This window comes from Lacticaseibacillus sp. 53-4 (assembly GCF_016861805.1).
Taxonomy (GTDB): Bacteria; Bacillota; Bacilli; order Lactobacillales; family Lactobacillaceae; genus Lacticaseibacillus.
In genome coordinates, this window is sequence record NZ_BOLT01000043.1 from 1 (window position 1) to 11521 (window position 11521).

Genomic DNA, 11521 nt, shown 5'->3' on the forward strand with positions numbered 1-11521 from the left:
GTACTAACAAGAATAGGTCTTCATGGCCTTTTTGGTCTAGTCGTCAGGGTGTTGCACTTGAATTGTAAACTGGGGCCTTTAAAATGATCAGTCATCTGAAAACCTCCAGTTTCAATTCATGATACAGGTACTCTCCCTGAGTAAACTTTGCACCAGAACCCTGCAGATATATACGACTATTATTTCGGAGTATCAAAAACGCCGCAGTACTTAGCTGCGACGTGCTTGCATTATATTCAGTCCGGATTAGTATCAATCAGCCGGTGCACCAGTTACTTCTTTTTCTTCCGCCAACATCTCATTGTGCTCGTAAATCTTGAAGAATGGCAAGTAAACTAGCATTGCGACGAAAATTAAGATAGTCCAGAAGACGATGTTCCGCCAATCCATCGTGCCCATGTAGGCTTGAGCAAAGTATGGGGTGAAAGACGGATCGACAATGGTACCCAGACCAATGATGCCAAATTTCTGTGCTAAGTAAGTAAGTGAGAGCGTCACGATTGGTGAAAGAACAAATGGAATGCCGAGAATCGGGTTAAAGACAATTGGTAGCCCAAAGATGACAGGCTCATTGATGCTACAGATACCCGGAATAAAGGACAGCCGGCCGATTGCCTTAATTTTGGTGACCTTGCTGCGCATCATTAGCAAAACGAGGCCAATCGTGTTACCAGCTCCACCAAGTACCGAAATCCGGAACATCTGCAAATTCATCAAGTGTGTAGGAGCCATGCCTTTTTGTACTTGAATGGCATTGAGGCCAGTCTGGGCAATCCCAATCGCAAAGAGAATTGGGAACACAATACTTGTCCCGTTGACCCCAATCAGCCAAAGAAGATTAGAGATGGTGACAATCAGTAGAAAGCCCCAGAAGTTACCAGCAATCCCTACTGCAGGAGTCAGTAGGCCGGTGACAAAAGCAGGTGATGGTTTGCCACTTAAGCCACTAATCAGTAAGTTCAGACCATAGAACACACCGATGTTCAAAACTAGCGGAATGAGGGAGTTGATGAAGGTGGTCACCATTGGCGGCACACTGTCGGGAAGCGTCATCTTCCAATTGTGCCGATCCACCCAGCGGTTAACTTCCACGACACAAAGGCCGAGGATAATCGAGAGAAACAGACCGTTGGTGCCAAGGTAATCCATGGAGATAGTGCCCTTAGCGGAGACAGTGGTGGTGACCATCATGTAAGTGACCATCGCCATCATGCCATCCATCGCGGCATTGCGCTTGTAGGTTTTACTGAGCTCGTAGCCAATCCCAAACGCACAGATGATACCGTAAATACCCATGGTCATGTTGTAAGGTAGCGTGATGGCATCGTAGTGAGCCACCGCAAAGTTTTTCCATGAGGCCATGAACTGCATAAAGAAGTTGGCAGTGGCGGCGTTGTAATGCGACATATCGATTGGTGGGTTGGCGAAGATCAGAAAGAATGAACCGACAACCAGGAATGGAAGGCCAAAGAGCATACCATTGGCTAGTGACTGCAGGTGCCGCTGGTTGCCGAGTTTGTTACCGACAGGGGTAAGAACATTACTGAGCTTATTCAGAAAGCCGTTTGACTGATCCATGAAATCACCTCTCAGACTTGGTAGGCATTAAATTCGAAGGCGTGGGGAACAATTTTCTTGGGGTCATAGTGTTGGATTAATTTGTCGTATTCTTCGTAGTAGCCGTTGTCGACTTTCTTTTGGGGTGTAACCTTGCTGTCGACGTGCAGGAAGTGCTGGCTATCGCGGCCGAGTTTCTTACCACGTGTGGTGTGCTTATCAAGCGCGTAGTCAGGAATCTCGGGTACGTAGCCCATGTTGAAGTTCTTGATGACGATGTTTTTGAGTAAATCGGATGAGCGGTCTTTTTCAGATTCGCACAGGTAGCGAATGGCATGAACAAACATCATTGCCCGATCAGCCTCAGTGTATTCAAAGTTCTGACGAATCTGATTGAGATTGTTAATCAGAATTGGGGCCATAGGGTTACCCATGCCGATGTCTTCAACGGAGATAGCCTGGAGGCGGCGCCAGAGCTTGTCTTCAAACTGGGGTGATGAGATGTACATTTCGTAAGCAAATTCGACGGCTGCCCGTTCCTTGCCTTTGCGAATTGACTTCTGCAATGCTGAAATCACTTCATCACCAGCCAGACCGTTTCTGGTCTTAGTCCGTGCCCAAGGGTCAGACAAGAACTCATCATCGTTATCAGCACTTTGATTTCTGGTATTTTCTGTATTAGGTTTAGTCATAGAATATTTCCTTTCTAGAATGGTGGTATACATAATGGATATTCAGCAATGGGCAGAGAAGTATCAGTTATCAGCTGATGAATTAAGAATTTTGGAGTACATGAAGCGGCACCACGCGAATGTTAGAGATACCGGCATTCGTGATTTGGCTAAGGCAACGTATTCGTCGCCAGGCTTCATCATCAAGCTGGCTAAGAAAATTGGCTTATCTGGTTATTCAGAGCTGGTTTTCTTGATGGCTGATACAGACACCTTTGTTGACTTAAAATCCAGTCCTGTCGACATTGGAGAATACCTGCATCCTTTTTATGAGTGCATGAAGAAACATCGCGGAGGCATGATTAGTGTGCTCGGAAGTGGTTATTCTGAGAGTATCGCTCAATATATGAGTGAGTATCTCAACGTTCATGGGTTCCGTAGTACCTCTAATTCGCATCTTGAATTGCTTCGGCCGAGCTCTGATCATTTGTTGATTACCATCAGCAATTCTGGGGATACCGTGCGTCTGAACGAGCTAGCTGAACAGGCGGCTGAAAATGGTCAAGATGTGATTGCCTTTGTTGGTAGGCGGAACTCGCAGATGGCTAACGCCGCGAGTATCGCGATTTCAACGAATACATTTAAGCCGACCTCGTTTGAGGAGAATGCACCGCAATTATTTTTTGGGTTTGCATTGATATATTTTGAACTTCTCATGAGTAAAACGTTAAGCATGCTTGGTCAGGATTAAGCGCTTTCTCTCTGACAAATCTAGACTAACGCAAATAAGAACCCCAGAGAATTGGTTTGAGGGTAATGAATACATGTTTAGCTCGATTGAGAACATGTTCACGGTGGTGTGGGTCATACTTTATATTTCTGTCTCACAACTTAAAAGTATTGACACTGGCCGCCATCTCCCGCTATAATAGGTCTGATCGAGTCTCATATGTTGGTATCAAAACGAGAGGGCGAAAATCATGGCCAAGGTAGAAAAAATAGACGAATCAGCATCGGATGCAAGCAAGAATCAGGCCGCCCACATTTACGGTTATGCTCGAGTCAGCACCTTGTCTCAAAGTCTAGATGAACAGATTTCAGAACTCCATCTCTTGGGTGCCCAAACCGTGTACGCAGAGAAGTACACCGGTACGACGGTCGAGCGACCGGAATTTCAAAAAGTGCTCGCCATTCTCCAACCAGGCGACACTTTGATTGTCGCCAAGATGGATCGATTGGCTCGCACGGTGAAGGGTGCGCTCGAGGTGATGGATCAGCTTCAGGTCAAAGGGGTATCACTCCGAATCGGAAACATCGGCACGTTTGAGACTGACCGTGAAGGCAGACTGACTCCGATGGCTAAGATGATGCGCACCATGATGCTCGCTTTTGCTGAATACGAACGCGATATGATCGTTGAGCGGACCCAAACCGGTCGCGCATATGCGCGCAAGCATGTGCCTGATTATAAGGAAGGCCGCAAGCCGGTGATCAACGGTAGGCGGCTCGAACAGATGCTGGAGTACTATGATGAGCATACTGTAAAGGAAACTGTGTCGGCATTTGGTGTCTCGAAGGCGACGCTGATGCGCCGGGTCGCAGAGAGACGATCGCAAGAGATGGGAAAAGTTGAAAAATGATAACGCAAGCAGGCGCTCACACTATTCCATGTGGGCGCCTGCTTTTGAGATTTAATTCAGATAGAATGCATATTCGACGGGGTGGCCGTGCGCGAGATCGCGAATCTGAGGCGATTTCGACGGAAATGCCGGTGGGGCCCCCCCATGAAGATACTGTAGTCAGCTTGCAGTAATGGCACTGGAGAGATTCCTTAGACGGAATTTTGAGAAGACGGGCAAGCTACTCTCAAGAGCATGGTTAATCCTTTTCTTCAGCAAGCAGTTTTTGGTCATACATACGGAAGAATGGATAGTAGATAACAATGGAGAGTGCAAGGTTGATGAAGGCGAGGATAACTGCCGGAATATTACCGCCAGTACCAAGCCAAGCACCGACCCCAACAGGTAGAACCCAAGCAATCGCTGTGTTCACAACACCAACAATGCCAATTTTGATGGCGAAGTAGGCTAAGGATGCAGACACGATTGGGTTGACTAAGAATGGAATGATTAGATATGGATTGTAGACGATGGGGGCACCGAAAATTATTGGTTCATTGATGTTAAAGATGGCCGGGATGATAGCGGTATGGCCAAGAATTTTAAGCTGTTTAGATTTCGCGGCAAAGTTCATCAATAGTGCTAGTCCTAGCGTACCACCAGCGCCACCAAGGAAGACCCACATGTTGATGAAGTCGCCAGCGAAGATGTTGTGGGAGCCGTTGATGTTTTCAGTCAAAGCAACCAACAGAATCGGGTTGATGAAGGAGTTCTTGATAATCGCAGTGCCGTGAACCCCAACAATCCATAGTAGGTGAATCAGAAGTAGAATGATTACCATACCCAGCCATGAACCGGTGAGGTACTTAACGAATCCGAACGGCGCAGACAGGAGAGCATGAATATCGGTGCCTAAGAATCCGAGCACTGAGACAATGATAATCACGAGAAACGCGACTAGGACTAATGGAATCAAGGAAGCAAAAGAGCGACTGACCCCTGCGGGAACGCCCTCCGGCATTTTGATGGTGAGATTGCGATTGACGCAGAAACGATAGACCTGAACTGCTAGGATGCCCATGATGATGGAGATAAAGATGCCGACGCCACCGAATCGCGTAATCCATCCGTTCGCAAGGGCTAGGCCATTGACGGAGCCGGAGTTTTCGACGACTTTAGTTGAGACGCCAACAGCGGCACCATTTTTCCAGATGATTGATGGAATTGTCATGAGGAAGGCAAATAACGAGAGGATAGAACCAGTGAAGGCATTAAGCTTTTCTTCACCAGCCTTGCGATACTCCTCGATGTAATAATAGCCAATGGCTAATGAGTAGTAGATGGCAATTGTGCCAAGCGCCATCGTATTACCGATTGAATAGAAGGCGGAGAAACGTAGGAGTGTGTTCTGGAAAAAGGTTGCTGCAAACGGGAATATGGTTGGCAGATTATTGAGGATTAAGAAGATTGAAGCCACGATGGTGAAAGGAACCGCGGCCAAACTGGCATTCATAATTCCCCGGACTACCTTAGTATTTGCGACCTTGTTAAGCGGCGGTAGGAGCCGCTTTTCAAGAAAGCCAAAGAACTTGTTCATTATCGATTACTCCTCTCTTTAATGACACGTTGGAACCAATAATAGCTATCTTTGGGATAGCGTTTCATTTCCTTCAGGTCGTCGTCAGTACGATCAACGTAGATGAAGCCATAGCGCTTACGAATTCCTTCGTGAACACTAATCAAGTCGATGGAAGACCAAGGTAAGTAGCCCTGAACTTTGACACCGTTAGCTATAGCAGCATCGACAGCCGCTAGATGCTGCTGAAGGTACTCAATGCGATATTGATCGTGAATCTTGTAATCATCAGTCATTTCATCGTAAGCACCAAGCCCGTTTTCTGTGATGATAATTGGGAGGCCATAACGATCGTTGGTTTGCTCAAGCGATGTCTGAAGGCCAAGCGGGTCAACCGTCCAGTTGAAGGCATTCTTGGTAAGATAAGGGTTGGTGACGCCTTTGTAAAAGTTAGGCTCATACACGTCCTCTGACTGCTGGTCAGAGACTCCGGCAGAACGCGCTTCACCCGCCTGTGGGAAGCTAACCGTGGCAGTTGTATAGTAATTGAAGCCAATAAAATCGGGACGGTTTTCGTCTACGAGCGCTTGATGTTCTGGCAAAATGTGTAAATCGATACCTAATTTCTCCAGATGTGCTTTAAATACTGGGTTTAATTGACATCTCACAGAGAAATCCAGGTATGCCCAATTGCGAATGGCGTTAAAATCTAGGGCGGCGCGCACGTCTTCTGGTTTAGAGCTTAACGGATAAACATAGGAAATGTTCGGAACGGGACCAATTTTGCCCTCTGGAACGAGTTCATGACATTGTTGAAAGGCGTACTTTTCAGCAATCATCATATTATAATAAGACTTATACCGGCCTTCATTGGTGTCGTGAATGCCGAGAATCTTCGTATCGGCTAATAGCATGATATTGGGTTCATTAATTGTCAGCCAGTACTTAACCCGATCGCCAAAATGCTCAAATAGAACGCGAGTGTACTGGAGATAAGCCTCAATTGTGGCCGGATTGTGCCAGCCGCCTGCCTGTTGGAGCGTGTCTGGGAGATCAAAGTGATAGGTTGTGACAATGGGCGTAATGTCTAACGCCAGCAGGGCGTTGATGACCTGGTCGTAGTGATCAAGACCTAGCTGATTGACCGATCCGTCTTGGTTGATGATGCGGGTCCAGGCAAATGAGATGCGTAGAGCATTGGCGTTCATTTCCGCGAGCATCTGGAAATCTTCGTTGAAGTGGTGATAATGATCGACCGCGATACTAAAATCTGCGATTGTGTGATTGTTGCGCGGCCGAGTATCTTGAACAGAAGGCTGCTTGCCGTCAATATTCACGGCACCTTCGGTTTGATGGGCAGACAATGAAGCACCCCAGAAAAATGGTTGGTTTAACATAAAATCCTCCTGACTTGATGACGCTTTCAGTATACGGAGGAGTCAGCCTTTTTTTACAAAGTCAAACATAAGCTACTACATATGATTAATTCGGATGGGAGATATGATGCGAACAACAGAGAGCGACGTAATCGATCGGCGCCAACGTGAATTGGCCTTTTTGCGGCAGCATATTCACACCACAACTAGTGAGATGGCGAGAGCGTTTGACGTATCGTTAATGACCATCAATCGGGACCTGCATATGTTTATCAAGAAGGGCTTAGTGCTACACGATTATGGCGAAGTGGTGTGGATTGGTGAGTCGATGCCTAGTAGCCAGATCAATCAAGAGAGGGCACAGAATCTAGAGCAGACGCTAACGGCAATCGCCGGTAATCTTGGGCGGGTGTTAATTAGCACAAGTCCGCTAACGGAGAAGCTGACATATGAGCTGGCTGATCTTGGCTGTCACGTCATGACAAATCAGTTAGTTACGACGCAGAGAGAGTCTGATCAATCTAATCGAGTTCCTGTGCTGACGGGTGGACAGCTGAATCGATTTGATGACTGGTTGAGTTTTTATGGCAATACGGCCGTTCAATCCATTAAACACTTTGGCGCTGATTTGGCGCTGATTTACGCAACCGGTCTTTCCGACCGGTTATTAACGACAAACACCCTGTATGAGTCAGTGATTGCTCGCACAATGCTTGAGAATGCTCAAAAAACCATTATTTTCTTAGCCGACAATGCCGAGGGTTATGAGACGAATTCGATGATTGTGAAGCGTGAACGGCTTGGCCGTGTACAGGTCATATCTTAAGCCGGTTGGCCAACAGAATCACTAATACATCGGCATCGAAAAAGAAGTTGGTCCCCGGATGCACGAGGTAATGATTGTCGCGACATCCAATGTTTTGGACTTGTTATGCCCTGGATTCTTCAGCAAAATCGCGCCTGGCGCCGCGCCGTATCGCGGTCACATCCGCACATGCGCCGCCTGCCGGCGGTAGCCGGAGCCCAGCCGCGGCCTTGCGGCCTAGTCTGGCTCGGCTCCGGCTACCGCCTCGTTCCAACGCGCCCCATCGGCAGGCCAGCACCAGTCCGCGTCCCGCGGGCCGCCGCTCGGCCCCGCCGTGGTGCAGGGACACATCATGGACCGCGCCTGGCGCTTCTCCGCTCACAGGCTTGCGCCAGTGAGCTCCGCCAGCGCCGAGTGTCTACCAGCTAGGCCACATTGGCGGCCGTTCCGGCCGCGTGCGCCTGGCGCCGCACCGTATCGCGGTCACATCCGCGCATGCGCCGCTGGTCGCGTCCTTCGCGCGCTGTCGCTGGGTCGGCCGTCAGCCCACATTCCGCGGGCCGTCGTCCGAACCCACCGCGGCGCGAGGCCAAGACAAAGATAAGCCGTGTACATATGTATGACGAATGACACCGGTACTGCGATTCCGGCTACGCGTCCTCCGCCCGTCGCCGCCCACACGCACCCGCCGTACATACACATGACACATGCCCTTCATTCTCCTAGAGAGTGAGGGGCATTTTTGAAAATTGGGCGCTGTATGTGGTCCTGACGCGCTGCCCGGGAGGGGCGGAGTGGGTGGTCTCACCCACCCTGTCGGAGCAAGCTTGAGCCCTTTTTTATTTTGCACTCGTAGTGGCCGATCGCGCGCCTAGAGCGCGATCGGCCCGTCACAGTCAGAGGCGTGACAGCCTGTTATCTAGGAAGCTGGTGGGCTAGCCGGCGGCGGCGGCCGCCTTGGCGGCCCTGCGCCGGACCCGAGCAGATTCGACAGTAAATCATTCTGTGGGAGTCTGGTACTTCAGGATGAGCCGTGGGAGTCTGGTACTTCAGGATGAGCCGTGGGAGGTCGTTGATCTTGCGCCCCACCTCGGCCACGTCCTGTGGGGTTACAGCATCCAGCGACGTACCTTTGGGGAAGTCGCGCCGGAGCATCCGGTTGTGGGCCTCGTTGGTTCCGCGCTCGCTGGAGCGATAAGGATGGGCGTAGTATACATCGGCCACACCATCGAGCACGTTCGACAAGTCTGCGAACTCTGAGCCGTTGTCCGCCGTGATGGTCTTGATGATATCGCCGTGGTCTTTAACAATTGCACGCATGGCATGGTTGACCGAGTCCGCATCACGACCATCGATCAGGCGCACGAACTGGAAGCACGTCTTACGCTCAATCAGCGTCATCAGCACGCTTTCCTGGCCGTTGCGCTTACCCACCACGGTGTCTAGCTCGAAATTGCCGAACTCTCTGCGATTGTCGACGCGCTTAGGCCGGTCGTCGATACTGCGGCCGTCAGCATGCGTTTGAACTTGTGGTTGGCCTTGTGCTTCACGCGCCGGCCGGTTTTCTCCAGAAAATCGATGTTCCTTACCCCCAGCAGCTGCGCCTCGATGTAGTTGTAGAGCGTTGCCGTACAGACCATCTCATCGGGTAAACACAGACCCTGGGCCTTGACCCTACCAACCGCTGCATCGGGCGACCAGCCGTCTTCACGAAAGCGAGTCGTGAAGTAGGCGATAAAGTCCTGGACCTTCGCGAGCTTAAGCGGACGGCGGCAGCGCTGGCGGTTCGCCTGGTAACGTATCTGGGCTGTTTTCGGGCTGTACACGCGGTAGTATCGCAACTTGCCGTTGACCTTCTTGACTTGGTCGATCTGACCGCGAGAGAGTTCGTTGGCGATAGTCTGGCGACTGATACCAAGGCGCGTGGCAATCTGGCGGTTAGACTCGCCACGGGCGTGGAGGGCGGCAATTTCTCCTCGTTCAAGTAATGTTAGGTGGTGACCTTTGGTGTGCGGCGTGATAAGCTGATCTTGCATCAAGACGATACCTCTTTCATTGGTTGTGTAGGAACTTCAATGATAACAGGTCTTATCGGCTTGGTGTTTTTTATCGCCCGAATTTGGAGGCGGGGGTGGCTAACTTAATTCTAAAACGCGGGTTGCAATATTTACGCCTGATACTCGCAATAAAATGCTGAGGAGAAGCATCTAAGCTAGGAAATTATCTGACTGAGGGCTGCAAATCAGCTCAGAATTCACTTTGATTGCTTGTTATAAGCGCTCCACATAAAAAAATGGCAAATGCTTCCGGATTATTTGCCGTTTTTTCTTGAATTCGGGACGGGATCAAGTACACGTTGACACCTAAATCCTTAAATCTTGACGGTTAATACGACAGAATAGTCGCCCCGATTAACCCTGGACCTGTATGAACCCCTAAAGACGGTGAAATTTCTCCAACAAAATCCACTCTTTGGCCCGTCGCTGCCTTTAATTCAGCCGCCAGCTTTTTAACCAGAGCCGGATTTTGACCATGGGCCACCCCTAAACAAAAGTGAGCGCTATTGCAACAATCCTTTTTGACTTGCGCCACCAGTTTCTGAAGCGCTTTTTCTTCGGAACGGGCCTTAAAAATAGGGTAGTATATCCCCTTTGAGTCACATGAGATCACCGGCTTGATTTTCAAAACCGATCCGACCAGGCTGGCAACTTTGCCAATCCGACCACCTGCACTGAGGTACTTCAAAGTCGGGACATAAAAATATACGCGGCTTTTGTCGATTGAGGCCGTCACTTTTTCAATCACTTGTTGAAAGGATTCTCCTGAGCAAATTAATGATGCGGCATAGGCCACCTGAATACCACTGCCAATTCCGATACTTTTCGTATCGAGAATTGTGACTTGGTCAGCTGCAAAGTCCTGTGCCGCAAGTTGAAAGGTCCGGTTGGTGATGGATAAGCCACTGGAGATCGTGATGCCGAGGATTTGTTGATAGCCAGTTGCGAACAGCTCATTCATTGCGGCTTTAGCGGCTTGTGGTGAGGGGCTAGCCGTCTGGGGAAGGGTTTTTGCCTGCATCAAGGCTGAATAAAATTCATCTGGTGTGATATCAACAGCGTCACGGTAATTATGACCATCCATCGTAATATTGAGTGGGACAACGACAATATTGTTGTGCGCTTCGAGCACGCTTTGAGGAACGTCTGATCCAGAATCAACGAGAATTGCAATTCTTTTTGGCAATGTTCAGTCCTCCACGGTTTTAATAATTGCATTATATAGTTTTAAATACTAGATGTAAACAATTCTGCAAAATATTATCCTGGTGCTATGTTGCCGTGACGGTTCTGGTGCAAACAATCTGAAAGATAGTCAACTAACCAGCGATTGAGCCTGGGCTGATGATTATGCTGCTATCGATTCTTTTAATTCGTCCACGACCGAGAACCCGATGAGACTTAACGCCCATCGGGTTCTTTTGGCTGCTGGCACACCAATCAAAGAGGTGGCCCTGATAACGGGTATTGGCCGTAGCACCGTCTATCGGATCATAAAACGTGATCACCTCAGATAATGGCAGTTAGTTTAGCCCACTCTGCTTATTTAAAACAAGTCAGGGCCACAGTCTGTTTTCACAGACCGAAAGTGGGCTGTTCAACGTTATGTGGCAGCGAGCCCACGGGCCCTTGCAATCGCCACGTTTTTTTCTTTCTACTAGGGACAAAAAATTGTTAACCAATCAGAAACGTGAGTGATGATTTTTTCCTGTAGTGACCGAAACTGTCGTCGCGAAAAAAATGATGATACTATAAACGGTTCCGGTGCAAAGTTGAAATTAATCGTAGATCAAAGTGACTGTGTTTAGTGGTTGTAGCCTATGCCGCTAACAATTGGTCGACTTCTTGATACGCTGAAAA

General features: G+C 49.0%; 9 protein-coding genes and 1 pseudogene. 4 read left to right on the forward strand and 6 right to left on the reverse strand.

Annotated features, from left to right (window positions below):
• Positions 1-252: 252 nt before the first annotated feature.
• Together JUF21_RS10965 and JUF21_RS10970 are read right to left on the reverse strand one after the other, a co-directional pair.
• Positions 253-1578, reverse strand: a complete 1326-nt coding sequence (locus JUF21_RS10965; RefSeq protein ID WP_125582555.1) for a PTS sugar transporter subunit IIC — start codon at positions 1576-1578, stop codon at positions 253-255.
• Positions 1579-1589: 11 nt separating this feature from the next.
• Positions 1590-2249, reverse strand: a complete 660-nt coding sequence (locus JUF21_RS10970) for a hypothetical protein (protein ID WP_125582557.1) — start codon at positions 2247-2249, stop codon at positions 1590-1592.
• A gap of 34 nt (positions 2250-2283) precedes the next feature.
• Here JUF21_RS10970 and JUF21_RS10975 point away from each other — a divergent pair, with 34 nt between their 5' ends.
• Together JUF21_RS10975 and JUF21_RS10980 are read left to right on the forward strand one after the other, a co-directional pair.
• Positions 2284-2979 (forward strand): MurR/RpiR family transcriptional regulator, encoded by a 696-nt coding sequence (locus JUF21_RS10975; RefSeq protein WP_203633857.1) that lies wholly within the window; start codon positions 2284-2286, stop codon positions 2977-2979.
• 229 nt (positions 2980-3208) lie between these two features.
• A complete protein-coding gene (locus JUF21_RS10980; protein ID WP_203664621.1) occupies positions 3209-3868 on the forward strand; it encodes a recombinase family protein in 660 nt (219 codons plus the stop codon).
• Between the two features lie 238 nt (positions 3869-4106).
• Here JUF21_RS10980 and celB read toward each other — a convergent pair whose 3' ends face one another.
• Both celB and JUF21_RS10990 read right to left on the reverse strand, forming a co-directional pair.
• Positions 4107-5444 carry a PTS cellobiose transporter subunit IIC gene (gene celB, locus JUF21_RS10985; protein ID WP_203664623.1) on the reverse strand — a complete coding sequence of 446 codons (1338 nt, stop codon included), beginning with the start codon at positions 5442-5444 and terminating at the stop codon, positions 4107-4109.
• Positions 5444-6820, reverse strand: coding sequence for a glycoside hydrolase family 1 protein (locus JUF21_RS10990; protein ID WP_203664625.1), 1377 nt, complete (start codon positions 6818-6820; stop codon positions 5444-5446). Before JUF21_RS10990 ends, celB begins: the two co-directional genes overlap by 1 nt.
• A gap of 103 nt (positions 6821-6923) precedes the next feature.
• Here JUF21_RS10990 and JUF21_RS10995 point away from each other — a divergent pair, with 103 nt between their 5' ends.
• Positions 6924-7625, forward strand: coding sequence for a DeoR family transcriptional regulator (locus JUF21_RS10995; protein WP_203664627.1), 702 nt, complete (start codon positions 6924-6926; stop codon positions 7623-7625).
• A gap of 1014 nt (positions 7626-8639) precedes the next feature.
• Here JUF21_RS10995 and JUF21_RS11000 read toward each other — a convergent pair.
• Both JUF21_RS11000 and JUF21_RS11005 read right to left on the reverse strand, forming a co-directional pair.
• Positions 8640-9640, reverse strand: a pseudogene (locus JUF21_RS11000) (IS30 family transposase); the annotation flags it as partial.
• A 349-nt stretch (positions 9641-9989) separates the two neighbouring features.
• Positions 9990-10847 (reverse strand): DegV family protein, encoded by an 858-nt coding sequence (locus JUF21_RS11005; protein WP_203664629.1) that lies wholly within the window; start codon positions 10845-10847, stop codon positions 9990-9992.
• Positions 10848-11055: 208 nt separating this feature from the next.
• Between JUF21_RS11005 and JUF21_RS12160 the strand changes: the two genes are divergently transcribed.
• A complete protein-coding gene (locus JUF21_RS12160; RefSeq protein WP_203664631.1) occupies positions 11056-11178 on the forward strand; it encodes a helix-turn-helix domain-containing protein in 123 nt (40 codons plus the stop codon).
• The last annotated feature ends 343 nt before the right edge of the window (positions 11179-11521 follow it).

Bases quoted from the DNA above. Each gene is read 5' to 3' on its own strand.
- JUF21_RS10965 (WP_125582555.1), bottom strand. From the start codon at position 1,578: ATGGATCAGTCAAACGGCTTTCTGAATAAGCTCAGTAATGTTCTTACC.
- JUF21_RS10970 (WP_125582557.1), bottom strand. From the start codon at position 2,249: ATGACTAAACCTAATACAGAAAATACCAGAAATCAAAGTGCTGATAAC.
- JUF21_RS10975 (WP_203633857.1), top strand. From the start codon at position 2,284: ATGGATATTCAGCAATGGGCAGAGAAGTATCAGTTATCAGCTGATGAA.
- JUF21_RS10980 (WP_203664621.1), top strand. From the start codon at position 3,209: ATGGCCAAGGTAGAAAAAATAGACGAATCAGCATCGGATGCAAGCAAG.
- celB (WP_203664623.1), bottom strand. From the start codon at position 5,444: ATGAACAAGTTCTTTGGCTTTCTTGAAAAGCGGCTCCTACCGCCGCTT.
- JUF21_RS10990 (WP_203664625.1), bottom strand. From the start codon at position 6,820: ATGTTAAACCAACCATTTTTCTGGGGTGCTTCATTGTCTGCCCATCAA.
- JUF21_RS10995 (WP_203664627.1), top strand. From the start codon at position 6,924: ATGATGCGAACAACAGAGAGCGACGTAATCGATCGGCGCCAACGTGAA.
- JUF21_RS12160 (WP_203664631.1), top strand. From the start codon at position 11,056: ATGAGACTTAACGCCCATCGGGTTCTTTTGGCTGCTGGCACACCAATC.